Consider the following 19198-nt stretch of genomic DNA (forward strand, 5'->3'; position numbering starts at 1 on the left):
CGAGTTTCCGCTCACCAGACTCCCGTTCACGCACGCGGTCGGCGTAACCCGTCAACGCCCACCAGATTCGAGGTTCGGTATCCGGGCCTTCTGTTCCATCTGGGCCGTACACGCGGTAACCAGCAACTGTCCGCATGTTCCACATCAGTTCGATCTCTGCTTCCAGACCCACGATCAACTCCTGATCCTCCTCGCGGACATGACCAGTGAACGGAAGCTCCGAGGACCCCCAGACATCACGTGCCACATCGACCTGGTACCCGATCTCGCGGCCAAACGAGGGCGGAAGCGCCGCGACGAGAAGTTGGACTTTGAGCTTTTTGGCGGGGTTGCCCTGATCGGCCTTCCAGTCTGCGTATGCGTCACCGAGACGGAGGATCAGCTCGCGAATATCGCGTGCGTCCTCGTGTCGTCGTTGTTCTTCACGAACTCGCTGGTCATCGCGTTCGCGACGTATCTCCGCGAGCGTGTTTGGCGGCGTGGGGACTACATCGACCCAGGTGCGTTCGGTCTCGCCGTGGGGTTTCCAAGTGATCGTCACCTCGTGCCCGGAATCGCCCCATGAAGCGACTGCGTGGAACGCCCGGGCTTCGCCAGCCGCGATGTTTACGGTGTTGGCCTCTTCGTCATCGGTGCGAGATCTGCCGATGAACGCGATCCGAGTGAACTCGCCCGCGAGAAGAACATTCGTCGCCGAAGCGGTGCCGACATTCCGCAGCTCGTAGGTCGCTCCATCGGGGCGCAACGTGATGACCCAGCCGTACCGACGATTGCGTTCTTGCTCCTCCGCAAGTGCCGCACTTCGGGTCGCGGCATCGGCTGACCGGGCCGAGTGCCGCTGAGCACCTAGAGCCACGGCCAGCGCACACAGCGCGATAAGTGGCGAAGCCCAAACCGCCCCATTGTCAGAGCGGATCGCGACAACGATCAGGACCACGGCCAACACCGCGACTATGCCCGAGGCGGAATAGATCGCCGCCTGGCTCCGATCGAGCTTCATCGTCCGCTCCGATTCAGTCACTCGTAGGGCCCCAGGAAACGCTCTCCGTTGAGGTGAATCATGTGGCTAGGATCGTCGGCCAGCCAGACCTCGGTTTCCCACGCGAGGTCAGCAAGAAACTTTCGCATGGTGGCCCGGTCCGGGAAGCATGAGACGTAGACCAGCCCAGCGGAGCACCCAGCGAACAGCTCGGCCAGCTCGTGATGCCTCTTACCGTCGACCGGACCATGTGTACTGGCGGCCTCCATGAGGAAAAGCCAGTTCTGGCTCGGCTGGTAGACCACGAGGTCGGGGAGCTTTCCGTGGTGATCCACCGTGACACCCAGCTCGGCGAGGCGGCCCTCGGCGAAGTGTGCCAGTTTCGCGTCGGCGTCACCGACGTAGAGCACCTCACCGCCGGGGACGTACTGGGAGCAGAAGTCGGTGATCATCGCGGCGATCAGTGGGTTCTGGCCTCCGGGGCTGAGGGTCAGCAGTGTTCCATCTGGGAGGGTGACCGGGATGCGCTCCATATTCCGTGCGGCGGCGAACATCTCAACCAGCCCCGGCTGCTTGACCATGTACTCGGTGAGTTCGAGTACGAAGCGGTCGGTGCCGTAGAGCCGGATCACGGCCAACGCTTCGGCGCTGATCCGGTAGTTGTTGTCCTTCGAGTTGACGGGACGTGCCGGATCGTCAGCGTTGAGGACCGCGAACCCGGCCTGTACGAACTGGTGAAGCGTCTGCCTGCGAATCGTCTCCCTCGTATTCGGCTTGTAGTCCATGCCCCAGTGCTGCCGGATGCGCTCCATGATCTCGACAGTCGGCAGCGCGTCCTGTCGGGCATCGGACCACCTATCGTCGGGGGTCATTCCTAGCAGCGCGAGGAGCACGCGTGCGGCACGCTCGTTGTATCGCCCCTTGTCGAATCCGAAAGAGCGCAGCAGGTCTCGCGCTTCCTCGATCCGGAGGTCGATTGCGCTCATGCTGCGGTCTCCTGCCCCGAAGTGATCACGGCAGCCACGAGCCTGTCGATTGTCTCGGTGTCGGGGAGTTCGGTGCGTCCCGTCGCCAGGTTCCGCAGCGTCGTTGGCGTCGGCCAGCGCATACCACGCAGGTCGGTCGCGTTCACCTGGGTGTGGCCGGAGAAGGTCCGAAAGTAGCGGTCCACCGACTCAGAGTTGAGCCAGACTGCCAGACCCATCGCGAGGTCAGCGTCGAGACCCTTGCCGTTGACGTGGAAGTAGTTGAGCTTGTTATCGAACGCGACCGGCCCCTCGCCCTGTTCGGCGGGACTCCACACACTCGCGACCAGGCGACGTGTCTCCTCCTTGGAGGAGAACCGCTTCACGAGCGTGTAGATGCCCTCGGGCACCAGCCACCGCCGGTCGTCGGAGCACGTGATCGAGAACCATTGCGGCTTGCCTGTCTCCGAGGGGTGCGTGAGGACACCGTGAGAGATGTTGGCGGGGTAGACCATCGGGTAGTGCTCGTCGTACGGCTCGGCGAGCAGTTGGTCTCGGCTGCGGAAGTCGACCACACGCCCGGTGCTGACCCTTATCCCGAGGTCGGCGAGAGAACAGGGTAGTGCCGACATCTGCGCTACGAGGTCGGCGTCCTCCGGGCTAGACGGGATGCGGACGTAGAGTTGCCGGTCGCCGGGGTGGATGATCTCGGAGTAGTCGACCTCCCGCCGGGTGACCTCGTCGCGATGGTCACGTGAGACCGAGAGGGTTGCGGTCGCCGGGGTCTGGTCGGTCCGGGTCATCGAGTAGATAATCGTCTCTTGCAGCACGCCAGAGTCGGCAAACACCGAGTCGCGGGCATCGAAGATGTGAATGGTGTCGAACGCAGTCTGCGGCAGCAGCCACTGACGGAACTTGGCGAAGTACGTGCCGTTGGTGAACGACCTCGGCGTGATCGCCACGAGTTGCCCGGCGGGGCGCAGCGCCGAAACCGACAGGGCGACGAAAGCGGCATAGATGTTGGGGCAGTCCACGGCCTGCCGGGCGGTGGCAAGACGGTCCGGAGCCTTTGCGGGGAGCTTCCCGTACGGCGGGTTCTGGATCACGGCGTCGAAAGGAGCAAGCCCCTGAGCGGCGTCGACAAAGCTCCCCTCGACCAGGGTTGCGGTGATCTCGACTCCTGCGTTTACGGCGGCACGTTCGCACTCGGCAATCGTCTCGCGGAGCGCGGAAAGCATAGACGGATCGGCCTCGACCACCGTCACGTCGAGCGAGACACCGGGAGTCTCGCTGAGGACTCGCGCCACCACGGCGGCGGTCAGCGCACCGGAGCCTGCGCCCGGATCGAGCAAACGGAACGTGCCGGTCAATGGGATCCGGAGCAGCCCAGCCATAAATTCGGCAGTGGGCGCGTTAGTCAGATGCTGACCCAAGCGGGCCTGCGTCTCCGGGTCCAGTCGCGACTGAATTTCCAGCCGTCGGGCCTCAACGCGGTCGAGAAGTGCTGGGGGTTGGCTCACGGGTTCACGATAGCCCGCACCTGCGACGGCGCCCGGTAAGGCGACGACGGCCCAACCGACAAGGGGGACGTGACGGGTCACCGGCCCAGGTTCTTCTCAGGAATTAGAGCGAGTCGGATTCGAATCCCCTATCCTCCGCAGCACGATGGCCCAGGTCATCGCACGAAAGCCCGGCCGACGGCCGGGCTTTCGCCGTTTCGCGATCGTCGATGGGGTAGCTTCAGGACTCACCAGGACCGTCCGAGAGGTGCGACCACATGCGCAAGATCGTCTCTGCAATCGCCGCCGTCGCCGCGGTGACCGGCATGGCGTTCATCGCCACCCCAGCCGAGGCCGCGCCGCGGCCGACCGTCCAATTCGCCGTCGACGGTCACCGTCTGGTCGGCACGGCGACGGGTCTGCCCGAGGGCAGGAAATCGTGCGGATTCAACCGCAGCAATCCCGACCCCGGCCCCATCATCGGCTCGTTCGGCAACGACATGATCGTCGTCGGCAACCGGTTGACGCGCCGCGACAAGGTCACCATCACCTCGCGCCCGGTCCCTCCCGGCCGGTACCTCTTGCGCATGTCCTGCTTCATCAAGAATCGCAAGAGCGGCATGTACGACATCGTCGCGGTCAACGAGGAATGGATTCGCGTGACCAGGGCGCCGCAACATCATCGGCCGCGGCCTCCGGCCACCGGCCGAGCGGCGTGATGACGATTCACCCCGCGTGGGTGACCTGCACTTAAGCCTTTTCCTCAGGGCGCCAGAAAAGCGGTCCTCCGTGGGGTAACTTCAAGGCGTCATCGCACCGCCTGGAGGGAGTTCTCATGAAGAAGGCCTTTTCCGCGCTCGCCGTTTCCACCGTGGCAGCGGCCACTGGTATCGGCCTGATCGCCGCCCCGGCAGCGAGCGCACAGCCGCAGGGCCGCGTGTCGTTCGCGGTCGACGGTCATCGGCTCGTCGCCACGGCCACGAACCTCCCGTGGGGCACCAAGACGTGCAGTCTCTACCGCGGTGTCCGCAACCGGGGCCCCGCGACCGGATCGCTCGGGGGCGGCGGCATGATGCCCGTCGCCGAGCGCCGCTCCACGCAACGCACCGTGCGCGTGACGTCGCGGCCGGTCCGCGCTGGCAACTATCACGTCCGGCTGTTCTGCCTCGGGCCGAACATGGGCGGCACACGGCGGATCGTCGCCGACCGCGAAGGCATGATCCGGGTGACCGTCCGCCCTCAGGTGGCGCCGCCGGTCGCACCGCCGTTCGGGCCGCAGAACGATCGTCCGGGGCAACGCCCACCGGCCCGCTGACCCACTTGGGGGGGAACCTTACGATGAAACTCACCGCCACCTTGGCGTCCACCGCCGTCGCTTTCGGCGTGCTGGCCACCGCCCTGCAGGCCGCGCCCGCTCAGGCGGCGCCGCGCCCGATCCCGCCGCCGGCCTATCCCATCCCGCCCACGAAGCCGCGGGTCCACTTCTGGTCCGAGGACTTCCGCCTGGCGTTCAAGGTGACCGATCTGCCCCGCGGCGAGAAGGTCTGTTTCTTCGAGGCCTACCTCGGCGATCCCCTGTTCGGTTCGCTGGGCGTGCGGTCGTGGCAGCCCGCCTATGAGAGGTACGAGCTAGGAACCACCGCGAAAGCGCGGTCGGTGCGGCACGCGCCCGGCATCTACCCGGTGAAGGTCACCTGCCGGATGCACGGTCATCTGCTGGCGCATCGGGCCGGAGAGATTCGCATTCCCAACACTCGGCGCTAGATCGCTGGCTCGCGCTGGCATCGAGCCTTGACTGGAATTTGTCTATATGAATAAGGTATTCTGACTGTCACATTAGACAGACTCATCCACAAGGGGGAATACCTTATGTCACAGCTACGCCGTTTCAGTGCCGTCGCGGCCGCCGCGATGGGCGCCACCGCAATCGCTCTCGCTCCCGCCGCGGTGGCCAACGCCGCACCGCAGATCCACTGCACCGGAGCGATGTGCGTCAACCGCGGAGACACTCCGGGCATCGGCCACGGCACCTACACCTGCCCGAACGGTCTGCAGTACCCGTCGATCGCTTTCGTCCCGGCCCACAGCACGGCGTGGGTGTTCCCGGCGAACTGCGGTCAGCCCCGGCTGTACTAGCCGCCGATCGTCCGACATGCCCGGCCCTCCCGTCCGGTGGGGCCGGGCATGTGGCTTCGGCCACGGCACGTTTGACTTGCCCCCGTATCCAGTTAGCCTTACCTAAGCAAGTAGACAGGCGATACCGGTTGGGGGCGCACACGTGGCCATTGTTGAAGCACGCGATCTGACGAAGTCGTTCGGCGAAGTCCAGGCTCTCCGCGGCCTGAGCCTGACCGTCGACGAGGGCGAGATCCTCGGCGTCCTGGGCCCCAACGGAGCAGGTAAGACGACGACGATCAACATTCTCACCACGCTGATGCGCCCCGACGAGGGGACCGTCCGCGTCGCCGACGTCGACGTCCTCGCCGACCCCGCAGCGGTGCGCCCGCTGATCGGGCTCACCGGCCAGTTCGCCGCGCTCGACGCGAATCTCACCGCTCGCGAGAACCTCGTGCTGTTCGGCCGGCTGTTCAAGCTGGGCAAGTCCGCCGCGGCGGCGCGCGCGGACGAACTCCTCGCCGACTTCGGCCTCACCGAGGCCGCCGACCGTCGCACGGCCACCTTCTCCGGCGGTATGCGCCGCCGCCTCGACTTGGCCGCCTCGATGATCGGCAACCCTCGCGTCCTGTTCCTTGACGAACCAACGACCGGCCTCGACCCCCGCAGCCGGACGATGCTGTGGGAGGTGGTCCGGCGCCTGCGCGACGAAGGCATCACCGTCTTCCTCACCACCCAGTACCTCGAAGAGGCCGACCAGCTCGCCGACCGCATTATCGTCATCGACCACGGCACCGCATCGCCGAAGGCACCCCCGCCGAACTCAAGAAGCTGATCGGCGGCGCGGTCTGCCATCTCACCGTCGACGACGACCAGCGGGCGCGTGCCATCGAAGCTCTCGGCGCGCGGTGGTCGGTCAGCGAGCACGGCTCGGAGATCACCGTGCCCAGCGAGGGGCCGTCAACACTCTTCGCCGTCGTCCGGGTGTTCGACGAGCACGGGATCGTGCCCGACGACATCGGCCTGCGCCACCCGACGCTCGACGACGTCTTCCTCGCGCTGACCGGCCAGGCGGCCGAGTCCGACGAGAACGAGACCGTCGAGGCGACCGCATGAGCACAGCGGTCGAATCTCCCGCCCCGACGCAGACATCCACGCCCCGCCCCTCCCCCGTCGCCGACAGCTTACTGCTGGCCCGTCGGCACCTGACGCTGATGGCGCGGCGGCCGGCGTCGATCATCGGCGCGATCATGCTGCCGGTGATGTTCGCACTGCTGTTCCTGACCATCTTCGGGCGCATCATGGACCGGCAGGGCATGGACTTCGCCCAGTACCTGGTTCCGGCGATCATCATGCAGGCCGTGTTCTTCTCGGCGATGTCCGGCTCGGTATGGGCGGCCGAAGACGCCTCGTCGGGCATGGTGTCGCGGCTGCGGGCCATGCCCATCGCACGGTCGGCACCGGTCGCCTCCCTCATCGTCGGCGAGACGACGCGCGGCCTCGTCGGTTCGGCGATCCTCGTCGGCATCGGCTATGCCTTCGGCTTCCGCATCGATACCGGCCTGTTCGGGGTGCTCGCGATGATCGGCCTGATCATCGCGGCTTCGGTGGCGATCATCCTCCCGTACCTGGTGCTCGGCTATGCCACGGCCGATCCGGAACCCGCGCAGGCGCTCGGCGGGTTGTTCTACTTCCCGCTGCTGCTCGTCTCGACCTTGTTCGTGCCCAAGCGCGCCTACCCCGACTGGCTGCAGCCCATCGTGGAGAACCAGCCGCTGTCGCGGATCACGCAGGCGCTGCGCGCCGTCACCACCGACGCCACCACCCTGGCGGAGAACACGGGGGCACCGGTGAACACCACCCACGCCGTGCTCATCGCCCTCGCCTGGTGCGCCGGGCTGATCGCCGTGTTCGGGGCACTGGCCCCGCGGGTCTTCGGGAGGACCGCATGAACGACATCGCTGTGATGACCCGGCGCGGTCTGGTGTTGATGGCGCGGTCGCCGATGACCGTGGCCACCGCCGCGTTGATGCCGACGATCCTTCTGCTGCTCATGTCGGTCTCCTTCGGCAAGATGGTCATGCCGCTGGCGAGCCTCGCCGACTACGTCCAGTACTCCGCACCGGTGTTCGCGACGATGGGCGTGCTGTTCGGCTCGCTCTCCACCGCGATGGCCGCACACCAAGACCGCACCTCCGGGTTCGACGATCGGCTGCGCACCTTGCCGATGTCTCCCGTCGCACCGCTGGCCGGACGGATCGTCGCCGACGTCGCCCGCAACGCCGTGACGCTCGCGATCATCACCGCTGTCGCGTTCGCACTCGGCTTCCGGTTCGAGAACGGATTCCTCGGCGCGGTCGTCTATTTCGCGCTGCCCCTCATCGTCGGTTTCGGCGTCGCATGGTTCATGGTGGCGGTGGCGATGATGGCGGAGTCGGCCGAAAGCGCGGTCAGCTCGCTGAACGCGGTGCTGCTGCTGATGACCTTCTTCTCGACCGGTTTCGTCCAGCGCGAGGATCTGCCCGGCTGGGCTCAGCCCATCGCGGCGGCCAATCCGATCTCCCACATCGCCGGTGCTATGCGCAGCGCGACGACCGCCGGCGAGCCGGTGTTCGGCTCGGATGCCGTGGTGAGCCTGATCTGGGCGGTGGGCTTGACCCTGGTCTTCGGTGTTCTCGCGACCCGCGCCTACCGTCGCGCCCGCTGACGTCCGTTAGCGGGCGAGCCGTAGATCCAGCGGTGCGGCCGGCCCGTTCGACAGGAGTGCCAGCACCTGCGGGGAGATTCCCGGCCGGAACGTGACGCGGGCACCGCGCTTGCCGTCGGACCCCGCTCCGCGCAGGTCGACGTCGGCGATGTCAATACGACGAGTCGCATCGGTGCCGTTCATGTTCGTCGTCGACGTCCGCATGCTCAGCACGCCGCGACCGTTCTGGACGCGCAACACCGGGTCGACGAGAGCGACCTCGCAGAGGTGGAACCGAGTCGAGGCCACCACCGTCCCGCGGAACCGCAGTGTGCCGTTGCCGTTGCGCAGGGTTCCGTCCCGCAGCTCGAACGACATGCGCCCGGCTTCGTCGACCGACGCCCCGTCGCTGCCGGTCACGCTGCCCTGCGTCGTCCCGGCAACCGTCCGGTAGAACGACGGCGAGTAGGCCCACACCAGGTTGCGCGCCGGCGGCGCGGGCGTATTGGCTCCGGGCGCGGTGCTGTAGCGCAGCGGATGCCGCAGTTCATGTGCGGCGTTGTCGGCACCGGCGGCACCGTAGGTGTAGACGCCCCAGCGCGCGTTGGCCGGGATCGACTTCGGCGTCGCCAGCGTCAACGCGGCGGTGAAGGTCCCGTCGCCGCGGAGCGGCACCCACTGCTGACGGATGGTGCGGCAGAAGTCGAACGGCGCCGTCGGGACGCGCAGCAGCGCGCCGCGCGACATCGCCCACTGCACGCCGCTGCGGGCGGTCGCTCTGGCGGATTCGGGCGCACCGGCCGACGGTCGCCAGTGCGGCGCGAAAGCGCCGAAGGCGATGAACGTGCCGTGGGGAACACCCGGTGGCACGGGAAGCGGGAAGCCGGCGGTGTTGGCATTCGGATCGAAGCCGCGCCCCTTCACGACGAGCTTGTCGCCCGGATGCAGCAGCGTCGAGCCGACCGGAGTCTTGCCGTCGGCGAGATAGACGCTGATCGAGGCTCGTGACGGCGCGGCGACAGCGGTCGGAGCGGTCGCCGGTGCGATCACCGCCGCGGCAGCGGTAGTGGCAACGAAAATCCCGATGAGGCGCCTCATGAAGGTCACCCTAACTCCGAACGAGCGCCGCCCCTAGGTCTGGGTGCGACGATTGCCCCATTGGTCCCAGTTCTCCGGCACCTTGCGGCTCGGCTGCACGCGCGGCGGCTCACCGGGCATCTTGGGAAAGCTCGGCGGATACGGCAGATCGCCGAGGCCCTGTTCATCGTCGCGCGCGACCATCTCCAGCAGCGGCTCGATTCCCACGGCGGCGGCGGCCATGTCCGCCCAGGGATCGCCGCGGTCGGCGACGAGTGCGGCGACGGTGGACATGGTGAGGTCGTCGGGATCGGCATCGACGAGTTCGGTCCAGGTCAGCGGAGTCGACACCTTGCCTTTCGCGCTGCGCCGGACCGAGTAGGCCGATGCCATGCTGCGGTCGCGGGCGTTCTGGTTGTAGTCGATGAAGACGCGGTCGCCGCGCTCCTCCTTCCACCACGACATGGTGATGCGGTCGGGGGCGCGGCGCTCCATCTCACGGCCCAGCGCGATCACCGATCGACGGGTCGCGATGAAGTCCCACTGCGGCTTGACCGGGATGAACACGTGGATGCCGCGGCTGCCCGACGTCTTCACGAACCCGGGCAGGCCGAGTTCGTCGAGCACGGGTTTCACGACGTCGAGTGCGACCGCCCGCACCTCGTCGAAATCCTTTCCCGGCGGCGGGTCGAGGTCGATGCGCAGCTGGTCGGGGTGGTTGTTGGGGTGCTCGGTCCGCGCACTCCCCTCGTCGGTCGCCGGGTTCGACTCGTCGCCTCCGGGAGCGCCAGCGAGCGGAATCGTGTCGTCCACAGTCGGCCAGCAGTGGAAGGTGATCGTTCCCATCTGCGCGGCCCACGCGATGTCGGCGGGGATGGTCGGACACAGCGCGTGCCCGGTCCGCTTCGACGGGAACTCGATCACCGTGCCGTGCAGGTAGTCGGGCCGCTTGCGCGGCAGGTGCTTCTGATAGACCTCGTCGCCCTCGATCCCGTCGGGAAAGCGTTGCAGGAAGGTGGGCCGGCGGTAGACGGCACGCAGGAGCGGCCCCGGGTCGTCGGCGGTGCCCGCCATCGAGACGTAGTAGTCGAAGACGTCGCGTTTGCGACCGCCTCCGGAAGCCTCGGGAAAGACGATCTTGTCCGGGCTGGTGAGTCGGACGGCCACGCCGTCGACGTCGACTTCGGTTGCGGGAGAGGCCATCACACGTCCTCCAGGACCGCGTAGAGGTCGTATTCGAGGGGGACTTCGAGCTGGTCGTAGCGGCAGCTCTGCGGCTCGCGGTCGGGACGCCAGCGCAGGAACTTCACGGTGTGGCGGAAACGCCCGTTCTCCATCTGGTCGTAGGCGAACTCGGCCACCAGCTCCTGGCGGACCGGGTAGAACTCGCCGGTGCCCGCCTGGCGCCATCGGGTAAGTTCGCCGGGATGCGGCTTGTCGGGGTCGAGGCGCATGGGTTCGAGAAGTTCTTGGAGTTCGATCCGCTTGGCGTCGCTGAACGCGCTGGATCCGCCGACCATGCGGATGTCCCCGTCGTCGCCATAGAGACCCAGCAGCATCGAGCCGACACCGGTGCCGCTCTTGTGGACGCGGTAGCCGATGACGACACAGTCGGCGGTCCGCTTGTGTTTGATCTTGAGCATCTCCCGCTTGCCGGGAACATAGGGGCCGGAACGATCCTTGGCGACGATGCCGTCGAGTCCCGCCCCTTCGAATGCCGAGAACCAGCGCAGCGCGACGTCGGTATCGGAGGTGACGCGGCTCGCGCGGATCGTCGCCCGGCCCGCGTGCCCGGCGACCGCTTTCAGCAACGCCTCGCGACGGACGTCGAACGGTTCGGGCATGAGGTCGGATGACCCCAGCGCCAGCGCGTCGAAGCCGATGACGATCGCCGGCGTCTGCTCGGCGAGCATGTCGATGCGCGATTTCGCGGGATGAATCCGCTGGCTCAGCGCATCCCAGTCCAGGCGGTTCACGTCGCCGAAGGCGCGGGGAACACCGATCTCACCGTCGAGAACCACCTTGTCCGGCAACTCGGCGCGCACCGCCTCGACGACCTCGGGGAAGTAACGGGCCAGGTCTTTGCCGCCGCGCGACACCATCTCGACGTCGTCGCCGTCCCGGAAGACGAGGACGCGAAAGCCATCCCACTTGGGTTCGTACAACCACTTCGCGTCGCCGTCCGGCTGCGGCGGAACGGCCGTGACCGCTTTCGCGAGCATCGGGGCGACGGGCGGGTTTACCGGGAGATCCACATGGTTCATCGTTCCATCTCAGTCCGACGGGCGCACCGGGTTGCGGTGTAGCCTTGCGCGCATGTCCGAAGAGCGTCCCGACCGGCCCGCCTCGCCGCAGCCGGGGCCGCCGCCGCACCCCGGCCACCCTGGGCAACAGTTCGCTGGTCAGCCCTACGGCGGGCCGGCGCCCGGTGTGCCGCACCCGGGTATGTACCCACCCCAGCCGGGGATGCCCGGCGGGCCCCCTCCAGGCTGGGGACCGGGGACGCCGTTTCCCGGTGTGCCGCAGCCGCCGAAGAAGTCGTATACCGGGCTGATCGTCGTTGCCCTCGTGGCAGTCGTCGCGCTCGCAGCCGCCGGGGTGGCCTTGCTGGTGACCATCGGGCGCTCGCCGACGCCGACAACGGCCAGCTCGGCCAGCGGATTCGACGAGGTCTGCCAGGGCGGTTCGATATCGAACGCCGCCGAATTCGGCGCTCCGTATCGGCCCGTGGCATTCGTGCACCGCAGCAGCGACGTCGGCCACGCCGGCATCGGATCGTTTTCCGGCCGCGACACGTGGCGGAAGCTGCATCTCGGCTCGGCTTCCGACCTGCCTCCGAGCCAGCTCAACACGGTTGCCTGCCTCACCGAACTCAAGCAGGCCCGCAGTAAGACCCAGACTTGTACATTCACCCAGTCGGGCAGCGAGGTCCAGGTGGACTACTTCTCGACGCGGTACCAGGTCGCGGTGTACGAGGCGAAGACGGGACGCAAGGCCAAAGACCTGGGCGAGGTGAGCGGTTCGGCCGACTCCTGCCCCTTCCTCGCCTCCTTCGATAGAAACGACCGCCGGATCGTCGCCAGCCCCGATGCCCAGCCGCTGCAGACCCTGCTCGCCGGTTTCACCGGATAGCTGCGACAGCGGCCGTGGGTGACGATGCGGGGCGTTACGCGCCCTCCCCGTCGGGCGACCTGCACGTCGGCAACCTGCGCACGGCACTTCTGGCCTGGCTGTTCGCGCGCAGCACCGGGCGCCGGTTCCTGATGCGGATGGAGGACCTCGACGACCGCACGGTCGACGGCGCCGACGCCCGCCAGCTCGCCGACCTCGCCGACCTCGGCCTGGACTGGGATCCGCCGATGCTCTACCAATCGTCGCGCCGCGACCGCTACGACGCGGTCATCGACTCCCTCACGGCGGCCGGACGGACCTTCGACTGTTACTGCACTCGGCGCGAGATTCTGGAGGCGCCACGGGCTCCGCACGCACCCGAGGGCGCCTACCCGGGGACCTGCTTGCGGCTCACCGACGACGAGCTCGCGCGACGCCGGGAAACCGGGCGGCCGCCGGCCATCCGGCTGCGCACCGATGTCGACGAGTTCATCGTCGACGACGGCCGCCACGGTTCTTACTCCGGCACGGTCGACGACTTCGTGCTGCGCCGCGGCGACGGAACCCCCGCCTACAACCTGGCCGTCGTCGTCGACGATGCCGAGTCCGGCGTCGAACAGGTGGTCCGGGGCGACGACCTGCTGGCGTCCGCTCCTCGCCAGGCGTACCTCGCGACGCTGCTCGGCTATGAACCGCCGGCCTATTGGCACGTTCCGCTGGTCGTGAACGCACAGGGGAAGCGCCTGTCCAAGCGCGACGGCGCGGTGACGCTGACCGACCTTGCCGCGCAAGGAGTTTCAGCACAGGACGTGCTGGACGCGATGGCGCGGTCGCTGAACCTGGCCGCGGAAGCCGAGTCGGTCACCGCGGCACAGTTGCTCGACCGCTTCGACCCCGCCGTGCTTCCGCGCGAGCCGTGGGTCTGGGTATGACCCCGACGGCTATCCGCCGGTCGCAGCCCCGTCGTAGTAGCGGCCGAGGAAATCGTCGCGGTATTCCCGGTAGCACCCGTCTTCGATCGCCCGCCTGGCCCCGTCGACCATCTCGATGACGAACGAGAGGTTGTGCAGCGTCGCGAGGGTCGGCCCGAGCCCTTCCTTCGCCTTGAACAGATGGTGCAGATAGGCCCGCGAGTACTGCGACGTGTAGTTGGTGAGCTCCGCGTCGAGCGGGGCGAAGTCGTCGCGGAACCGGGCGTTGGTGATGTTGACGCGGCCGTGACGGGTGTAGATCGCGCCGTTGCGGGCGACGCGCGTCGGCGAGACGCAGTCGAATGTGTCGATCCCGTTCTCGATCGCCACGAAGATGTCGTCGGGCTCGCTGATCCCCAGCAGGTGTTTCGGCTTGTCCTCGGGCAACTCGGAGTTCACCCACCCGACGATGGTCCCCAGGTTGTCCTTTTCGAGGGCCCCGCCGATTCCGAAGCCGCCGAACCCCTTGCCGCCGGCCGCCTCGTCGCGCGCGCCCAGCTCGGCAAGGTCGCGCGAGGCCTTGCGCCGCAGATCCTCGTATTGCGCACCCTGGATGACCGCCCACAGCGACTGCTGCGGACGATGGCCGCGCTCCACGGACAGACGGTTGTGCTCGGCAAGGCACCGGATCGCCCACAGCCGGGTGCGCTCCAGCGAACTCTCCTGATAGCCGCGAGTGTTCATCAGCGTCGTCAGCTCGTCGAACGCGAAGATGATGTCCGCCCCCAGCTGGTGCTGGATCTGCATCGACAGTTCCGGGGTGAACCGATGCGTCGTCCCGTCGATGTGCGACTTGAAGGTCACGCCGTCGTCGTCTACCGCGGCCAGGCGCTCCTTGCCGTCGGCGATCTTCTCGTCGTCGGGGGCGTGGCCCGCCGACATCTCGATGACCTTCTTGAACCCCACGCCCAGCGACATCACCTGGAAGCCGCCGCTGTCGGTGTAGGTGGGCCCCGGCCAGTTCATGAACCTGCCGAGCCCGCCGGCGGCGTCGACGATGCCGGGCCCCGGCTGCAGGTAGAGGTGGTAGGCATTGGCCAGGACGGCCTGGGCGCCCAGTTCGGCGACGGCCTCGGGCACCACCGTCTTCACCGTGGCCTTGGTCCCCACCGGAATGAATGCCGGCGTTGCGATATCGCCGTGCGGCGTGGAGATCACGCCGGTCCGCCCCAACCCTGATTCCAACCGAGTGCCGACGGCGAACCTCGTCGCTGTAGAAGTCACGCACGGCATTGTCGCAGGCAGCAGCCCATTCGGCACATTCATCGAAACTTAAGGCGCGCGTCGTTACCCTGGATCCCATGTTGGCAACCACGAAGACATCGATCACGCGCATGGTCGGCACCGCCGCGATCGCGGGCGCCGCGAGCCTGAGCCTGCTCGCTTGCGGTGGCGGTGACGACGCCACGACCACCGGCCAGGGTTCCGATTCCCCGGCCGCTTCGGCCGCGGCACCGTCGGAGCGCACCGCCACCTCCGACGACAACGGGGTGGCCGTCGTGCCCGGACCCAACCCGTCGAAGATCGGTCCTCCGGCCTCCATTCCCGCCGACCGCCACGTCCCCGACGTCCCCGGCACCAAATGCGGCCCGACGCGCGGGCCCGACGGCGCCCTCGAACTCGTCGTGTTCCAGGGCAAGGTGAACTGCGAGACGGCCAAGAAGGTGGCCGACGAGTACGGACCCAAGATCGCCAGCGGCCAGAAGCAGACGGTGCAGGGCTGGACCTGCGGGCCGTCGGACGGCGAGAACATCCTTGCCGCCTGCGCCAAGGGCAACAACATCTTCGTGTTCCAGATCCCCAATTAAGCCGCTTGACCCTAACGCGACGTCAGGCACGACGCTGGTCACCGTGAGCGAGGAGAACAACCACCAGACGGTGGGCGAGATCGCCGGCCTGACCGGCGTCAGTGTTCGCACGCTGCACCACTACGACCACATCGGTCTTGTCGTGCCCAGTGAGCGTTCCTGGTCGGGTTACCGGCTCTACACCGACGCCGACGTCGAACGCCTGCACCGAGTGCTGGTGTATCGCGAGGTGGGCTTCTCCCTGGAGCAGATAGCGACCCTGCTCGACGATCCGGATGGCGACGAGCTGTCCCAGCTCGAAGACCAGCGCAAGCTGTTGGCCGAGCGGATCGATCGCTTGCACCGGATGGTCGCGGCATTGGAGGAACTCATGACGAGCAAGAACAACGGGGTCTCCCTCACCGCAGCCGAGCAAGCCGAGATCTTCGGCGACGACTGGCCCAACGAGGGATACGCCGCCGAGGCGCAGGAGCGCTGGGGCGACACCGAGCAGTGGCGCCAGAGCAAAGAGCGCACGGCGAAGATGTCGAAGGCCGACTGGCAGGCAGTGAAGGACGAGCAGGATGCCCTGTTCGCCGACCTCGCCTCGGCGAAGACCGGTGGTGTCGCTCCCGGTAGCGAAACCGCCAACGAACTGGCTGAGCGTCACCGCGCGAGCATCGCGCGGTTCTACGACTGCAGCCACTCGATGCAGGTCTGCCTCGGCCAGATGTACGTCGCTGACGAGCGGTTCACGAAGACCTACGACGACCACGCCCCCGGGCTGGCGCAGTGGGTTCACGACATCATCGTCGCGAATGCCGCAGGCTACGACGATTAGCGCTCGGTCTTGATAGGTTGACCGGGTCTCCCGTCGCGGAGCGCGTTCACGCATCCGCCGGGAGCCCGGCCAACCGGAAGGATCGCCATGACCAGCACGCAGGTGCCCCGCAAGGCAGACTGGAGCATCCGCAACCGGCTCACCACCCTGCCGTTCAGCGGTCTGGTGGGCGCGACGATCCTGCTGCTGGCCTCGGCCACGCCCTCGCTGCTGCCGCGCGGCTGGTTCTTCCAGGGCGTCATCTCCGGCGGCGCGGCGGCGATCGGCTACGCGCTCGGCGTCTTCGTCACCTGGCTGGCTAGGTTCATGGTGTCGCGCGACGAGCCGTGGCAACGTCCCCAGCGTTTCTGGTGGTGGGCGCTGGCTTTCGTCGCGGTCTTCGACGCCGTGCTGATGTTCTACTGGTACGTCCGCTGGCAGAACGACATCCGCGACTTCATGGGAGTCGACCGGATCGGGTACAGCGCGATCCCCAAGGTGCTCTGCGTCGCCGCCATCGTCTTCTGCCTGCTGCTGTTCATCGGCAAGTTCTGGGCCATCGGCGTGCACTGGGTCGTCGGTGTATTCCGCCGGTTCGTGCCGCCGCGCGTCGCAACGGTCGTCGGCGGCGCGATCGCCGTCGCGCTCACCGTGACGCTGGTCAACGGCGTGCTCGTCGACAACGTGATGCGGGCCCTGAACAGCTCCTTCGCCGCGGCCAACAACGAGACGAAGGCCGATACGACGCCGCCGACTTCCACCTTGCGCTCGGGCGGGCCGGGTTCGACGGTGAGCTGGGATTCGCTGGGCCGCGAGGGCCGCAGCAACGTCGCCCTGGGTCCGACGGTCGAGAAACTGACGGAGTTCAACGGCGCCCCCGCCAAGGAACCGATCCGCGTGTACGCCGGCCTCGATTCCGCCCCTAACCTGAGCGCGATCGCCGACGCGGCGGTGCGGGAACTGGAACGGACCGGCGGCCTCCAGCGCAAGGTCGTGGCCGTTGGCTCGTCGACGGGCAGCGGCTGGCTGAACAAGGCCTACATCGACTCCCTGGAATACATGTACAACGGCGACACCGCCCTGGTGTCGATGCAGTATTCGTACCTGCCGAGCTGGATCTCGTTCCTCGTCGACAAGGAGCGGGCCCGCCAGGCCGGGATCCAGCTGTTCGAGGCGGTGAGCGCGCGAATCCGCGCCCTGCCAGAAGGCGAGCGGCCCAAGCTCGTCGTCTTCGGCGAATCGCTGGGCAGCTTCGCCGGCGAGTCACCGTTCGGGTCGATCCCGACGATCGCCACGCGCACCGACGGCGCGCTGTTCACCGGCCCGACGTTCAACAACCAGCTGTGGCTCGACACCACCCGCGATCGCGACGCCGGCACCCCCGAAGTACTGCCGGTCTTCGACAACGGACAGATGGTTCGCTTCATCGCCGACGAGAACGACCTCGATCGGCCCAACGCGCCGTGGCCGGGCAACCGGGTGGTCTACATCCAGCACGCATCGGACCCGATCACCTGGTGGAACCCGAACCTGCTCTTCCGCGAACCCGACTGGCTCAAGGAACCGCGCGGCCGCGATGTCCTGCCGGTGACCCGCTGGATCCCGGTGGTCTCCTTCCTGCAGGTCTCGGCCGATATGGCCGTCGCGGTCAACGTTCCCGACGGTCACGGCCACCACTACCTGCGGGCCATCCCGTTCGCGTGGGCGAAGATCCTGCAGCCGGAGGGCTGGACCCCGGCCAAAACGGAGCGCCTGCTTCCGCTGCTCGACCGGGACTTCTGAGGCTCAGGCGAGCAACTCGGCGACGCGCTCCAGCGCCGCAACACGGCTGCCCTTGACCAGCACGGCCAGGGGCGCACCCAGGGCGGTGACGCGCTCGGCCGCGGCAGCGGCGTCGGTGACGTGTTGGGCACCGTCGCCGTAGCTCGGTTCGTCGACGGCGATGACCGCGATGCCCAGCGACGATGCCAGCTCGGCGACCCCCCGGTGGGCGGCATCGGAGTCCTCGCCCAGTTCGGCCATGGTGCCGAGCACGGCCACGCGGGCCGGGGCGTCCAGCTGGGCCAGTGCCTTGAGCGCGGCGGCCATCGACGTCGGGTTGGCGTTGTAGGCGTCGTTGATGACGGTGAAGCCGGACGCGGTCTGCGCCAGTTCCATCCGCAGCCCGGACAGTGCGGCGCCGTAGAGACCGGCGGCAACCTGCTCGAGGTCGACGCCGAGCGCGGCGCCGGCAGCGGCGGCGGCCAGCGCGTTGCCGACCTGGTGCTCGCCGCGGGCACCCAGGCGAACCGGCACCGTCCCCCAGGGCGAGTGCAGCGTGAACGACGCGCGCAGCTGGTCGTCGAGGATCACGTCGCCGGCAGTGAGATCCGCGGGCGCACCGGCCGCGCTGTAGGTCAGCACTCGAGCGGAGGTTCGCGACGCCATGGCCGCGACGTTCGGGTCGTCGGCGTTGAGGACGGCGATTCCGCTGTCCGGCAGTGATTCGACGAGTTCGCCCTTGGTCTGGGCGACGGCGTCCAGCGAGCCGAAGTTCTCCAGATGCACGGCTTCGACGCGGGTGAGTACGCCGACCGTCGGCGCGGCGATCGCACACAGCGTCGCGATGTGGCCGACGCCGCGCGCGCCCATCTCCAATACGGCTGCCTCGGTTCCGTCGTCGGCTCCGAAGAGGGTGAGGGGCAGCCCCAGCTCGTTGTTGAACGACTTGGCGCTGGCCGCGGTCCGGTAGGTGGTCTGCAGAACACCGGCCAATAGGTCTTTCGTCGACGTCTTGCCGACCGAGCCGGTCACCCCCACGACGCGCTCGCCGATCCGCGCCCGTGCCGCCCGGCCCAGCGCGCGCAGCGCCAACGCGGTGTCGGCGACGCGGATCGCCGCTACCCCGTCCGGCGGCGGAGTGTCGTCGCGGCTGGTGAGGTAGGCGGGCGCGCCGGCGGACAACGCCGCGGGCAGGAAATCGTGACCGTCGCGTTCGGCCACGATCGGAACGAACAGCTGGCCCGGTTCCAGAATGCGCGAGTCGATACTCGCGCCGCTGACCGTGACGTCGGTCCCCGACGCGGTGCCGTCGGTGGCGGCGGCGATCTCTGCGGTGGTGAAATGCACGCGTCCACGCTACGTGACCGTGTGCGCGGACCCGCATCGTTCCCGCGGCCATAACTCACTCGGGCGGGCGGCGCGTCCTC

The 19198-nt window shown here is 67.8% G+C and carries 21 protein-coding genes; 13 read left to right on the plus strand and 8 right to left on the minus strand.

Annotated elements, in window-relative coordinates; translation table 11 throughout:
* The 3 genes from GOARA_RS00850 to GOARA_RS00860 all read right to left on the minus strand — a co-directional run.
* On the minus strand, positions 1–1000 hold a 1000-nt coding region (locus GOARA_RS00850; protein ID WP_007320381.1), incomplete at its 3' end, for a hypothetical protein.
* A gap of 17 nt (positions 1001–1017) precedes the next feature.
* Positions 1018–1965 (minus strand): BsuBI/PstI family type II restriction endonuclease, encoded by a 948-nt coding sequence (locus GOARA_RS00855; protein WP_007320382.1) that lies wholly within the window; start codon positions 1963–1965, stop codon positions 1018–1020.
* On the minus strand, positions 1962–3338 hold the full coding sequence (locus GOARA_RS00860; protein WP_083834729.1) for an Eco57I restriction-modification methylase domain-containing protein: 1377 nt from the start codon (positions 3336–3338) through the stop codon (positions 1962–1964). Before GOARA_RS00860 ends, GOARA_RS00855 begins: the two co-directional genes overlap by 4 nt.
* A 383-nt stretch (positions 3339–3721) precedes the next feature.
* On the opposite strand from GOARA_RS00860, the gene GOARA_RS00865 reads away from it, so the two are divergent.
* From GOARA_RS00865 to GOARA_RS00895, 8 genes are all read left to right on the plus strand, one after another.
* Positions 3722–4162: a hypothetical protein gene (locus GOARA_RS00865; protein WP_007320384.1), complete on the plus strand. Its 441-nt coding sequence runs from the start codon at positions 3722–3724 to the stop codon at positions 4160–4162.
* 116 nt (positions 4163–4278) lie between these two features.
* Entirely contained in the window at positions 4279–4758 is a 480-nt protein-coding gene (locus GOARA_RS00870; protein WP_007320385.1) for a hypothetical protein, read from the plus strand.
* Positions 4759–4781: 23 nt separating this feature from the next.
* Positions 4782–5207 (plus strand): hypothetical protein, encoded by a 426-nt coding sequence (locus GOARA_RS00875; protein WP_040521343.1) that lies wholly within the window; start codon positions 4782–4784, stop codon positions 5205–5207.
* A 105-nt stretch (positions 5208–5312) separates the two neighbouring features.
* A complete protein-coding gene (locus GOARA_RS00880; RefSeq protein WP_007320387.1) occupies positions 5313–5579 on the plus strand; it encodes a hypothetical protein in 267 nt (88 codons plus the stop codon).
* 142 nt (positions 5580–5721) lie between these two features.
* Complete coding sequence (locus tag GOARA_RS00885) at positions 5722–6393, plus strand: ABC transporter ATP-binding protein (protein ID WP_007320388.1); 672 nt, start codon at positions 5722–5724, stop codon at positions 6391–6393.
* 107 nt (positions 6394–6500) lie between these two features.
* Positions 6501–6674, plus strand: coding sequence for a hypothetical protein (locus GOARA_RS20785; RefSeq protein WP_007320389.1), 174 nt, complete (start codon positions 6501–6503; stop codon positions 6672–6674).
* Positions 6671–7510 (plus strand): ABC transporter permease, encoded by an 840-nt coding sequence (locus tag GOARA_RS00890; RefSeq protein WP_007320390.1) that lies wholly within the window; start codon positions 6671–6673, stop codon positions 7508–7510. Before GOARA_RS20785 ends, GOARA_RS00890 begins: the two co-directional genes overlap by 4 nt.
* The gene (locus GOARA_RS00895; protein ID WP_007320391.1) at positions 7507–8265 is read left to right on the plus strand and encodes an ABC transporter permease; all 759 of its coding nucleotides are present in this window, start codon (positions 7507–7509) and stop codon (positions 8263–8265) included. The genes GOARA_RS00890 and GOARA_RS00895 overlap by 4 nt, the downstream gene beginning before the upstream one ends.
* Before the next feature lie 6 nt (positions 8266–8271).
* Here GOARA_RS00895 and GOARA_RS00900 read toward each other — a convergent pair whose 3' ends face one another.
* Genes GOARA_RS00900 through GOARA_RS00910 form a run of 3 tightly spaced genes read right to left on the minus strand, consistent with a single transcriptional unit; the run spans position 8272 to position 11576 of the window.
* Positions 8272–9342, minus strand: coding sequence for an HtaA domain-containing protein (locus GOARA_RS00900; RefSeq protein WP_040521354.1), 1071 nt, complete (start codon positions 9340–9342; stop codon positions 8272–8274).
* Positions 9343–9375: 33 nt separating this feature from the next.
* Positions 9376–10524: a DNA polymerase domain-containing protein gene (locus GOARA_RS00905; RefSeq protein WP_007320393.1), complete on the minus strand. Its 1149-nt coding sequence runs from the start codon at positions 10522–10524 to the stop codon at positions 9376–9378.
* On the minus strand, positions 10524–11576 hold the full coding sequence (locus GOARA_RS00910) for an ATP-dependent DNA ligase (RefSeq protein ID WP_040521346.1): 1053 nt from the start codon (positions 11574–11576) through the stop codon (positions 10524–10526). The genes GOARA_RS00905 and GOARA_RS00910 overlap by 1 nt, the downstream gene beginning before the upstream one ends.
* A gap of 61 nt (positions 11577–11637) precedes the next feature.
* Here GOARA_RS00910 and GOARA_RS20710 point away from each other — a divergent pair, with 61 nt between their 5' ends.
* Positions 11638–12453 carry a hypothetical protein gene (locus GOARA_RS20710; RefSeq protein ID WP_007320395.1) on the plus strand — a complete coding sequence of 272 codons (816 nt, stop codon included), beginning with the start codon at positions 11638–11640 and terminating at the stop codon, positions 12451–12453.
* 14 nt (positions 12454–12467) lie between these two features.
* On the plus strand, positions 12468–13364 hold the full coding sequence (gluQRS, locus tag GOARA_RS00920) for a tRNA glutamyl-Q(34) synthetase GluQRS (protein WP_007320396.1): 897 nt from the start codon (positions 12468–12470) through the stop codon (positions 13362–13364).
* Positions 13365–13373: 9 nt separating this feature from the next.
* On the opposite strand, the gene tgt is transcribed toward gluQRS, so the two are convergent.
* Positions 13374–14636: a tRNA guanosine(34) transglycosylase Tgt gene (gene tgt / locus GOARA_RS00925; RefSeq protein WP_040521348.1), complete on the minus strand. Its 1263-nt coding sequence runs from the start codon at positions 14634–14636 to the stop codon at positions 13374–13376.
* A gap of 68 nt (positions 14637–14704) precedes the next feature.
* On the opposite strand from tgt, the gene GOARA_RS00930 reads away from it, so the two are divergent.
* The 3 genes from GOARA_RS00930 (at position 14705) to GOARA_RS00940 (ending at position 17792) form a co-directional block, all read left to right on the plus strand.
* A complete protein-coding gene (locus tag GOARA_RS00930) occupies positions 14705–15211 on the plus strand; it encodes a hypothetical protein (protein WP_050947112.1) in 507 nt (168 codons plus the stop codon).
* A 43-nt stretch (positions 15212–15254) separates the two neighbouring features.
* A complete protein-coding gene (locus GOARA_RS00935; RefSeq protein WP_007320399.1) occupies positions 15255–16031 on the plus strand; it encodes a MerR family transcriptional regulator in 777 nt (258 codons plus the stop codon).
* Positions 16032–16118: 87 nt separating this feature from the next.
* Entirely contained in the window at positions 16119–17792 is a 1674-nt protein-coding gene (locus GOARA_RS00940; RefSeq protein WP_007320400.1) for an alpha/beta hydrolase, read from the plus strand.
* Positions 17793–17795: 3 nt separating this feature from the next.
* On the opposite strand, the gene GOARA_RS00945 is transcribed toward GOARA_RS00940, so the two are convergent.
* Positions 17796–19118, minus strand: a complete 1323-nt coding sequence (locus GOARA_RS00945) for a UDP-N-acetylmuramoyl-tripeptide--D-alanyl-D-alanine ligase (protein WP_007320401.1) — start codon at positions 19116–19118, stop codon at positions 17796–17798.
* Positions 19119–19198 lie beyond the last annotated feature (80 nt).

The organism is Gordonia araii NBRC 100433 (assembly GCF_000241265.1).
GTDB classification, from domain to species: domain Bacteria; phylum Actinomycetota; class Actinomycetes; order Mycobacteriales; family Mycobacteriaceae; genus Gordonia; species Gordonia araii.

Bases quoted from the DNA above. Each gene is read 5' to 3' on its own strand.
- GOARA_RS20710 (WP_007320395.1), top strand. From the start codon at position 11,638: ATGTCCGAAGAGCGTCCCGACCGGCCCGCCTCGCCGCAGCCGGGGCCG.
- GOARA_RS00905 (WP_007320393.1), bottom strand. From the start codon at position 10,524: ATGGCCTCTCCCGCAACCGAAGTCGACGTCGACGGCGTGGCCGTCCGA.
- GOARA_RS00940 (WP_007320400.1), top strand. From the start codon at position 16,119: ATGACCAGCACGCAGGTGCCCCGCAAGGCAGACTGGAGCATCCGCAAC.
- GOARA_RS00875 (WP_040521343.1), top strand. From the start codon at position 4,782: ATGAAACTCACCGCCACCTTGGCGTCCACCGCCGTCGCTTTCGGCGTG.
- GOARA_RS00930 (WP_050947112.1), top strand. From the start codon at position 14,705: ATGTTGGCAACCACGAAGACATCGATCACGCGCATGGTCGGCACCGCC.
- GOARA_RS00865 (WP_007320384.1), top strand. From the start codon at position 3,722: ATGCGCAAGATCGTCTCTGCAATCGCCGCCGTCGCCGCGGTGACCGGC.
- GOARA_RS00880 (WP_007320387.1), top strand. From the start codon at position 5,313: ATGTCACAGCTACGCCGTTTCAGTGCCGTCGCGGCCGCCGCGATGGGC.
- GOARA_RS00895 (WP_007320391.1), top strand. From the start codon at position 7,507: ATGAACGACATCGCTGTGATGACCCGGCGCGGTCTGGTGTTGATGGCG.
- GOARA_RS00860 (WP_083834729.1), bottom strand. From the start codon at position 3,338: ATGGCTGGGCTGCTCCGGATCCCATTGACCGGCACGTTCCGTTTGCTC.
- GOARA_RS00855 (WP_007320382.1), bottom strand. From the start codon at position 1,965: ATGAGCGCAATCGACCTCCGGATCGAGGAAGCGCGAGACCTGCTGCGC.
- tgt (WP_040521348.1), bottom strand. From the start codon at position 14,636: ATGCCGTGCGTGACTTCTACAGCGACGAGGTTCGCCGTCGGCACTCGG.
- GOARA_RS00900 (WP_040521354.1), bottom strand. From the start codon at position 9,342: ATGAGGCGCCTCATCGGGATTTTCGTTGCCACTACCGCTGCCGCGGCG.
- GOARA_RS00870 (WP_007320385.1), top strand. From the start codon at position 4,279: ATGAAGAAGGCCTTTTCCGCGCTCGCCGTTTCCACCGTGGCAGCGGCC.
- GOARA_RS00890 (WP_007320390.1), top strand. From the start codon at position 6,671: ATGAGCACAGCGGTCGAATCTCCCGCCCCGACGCAGACATCCACGCCC.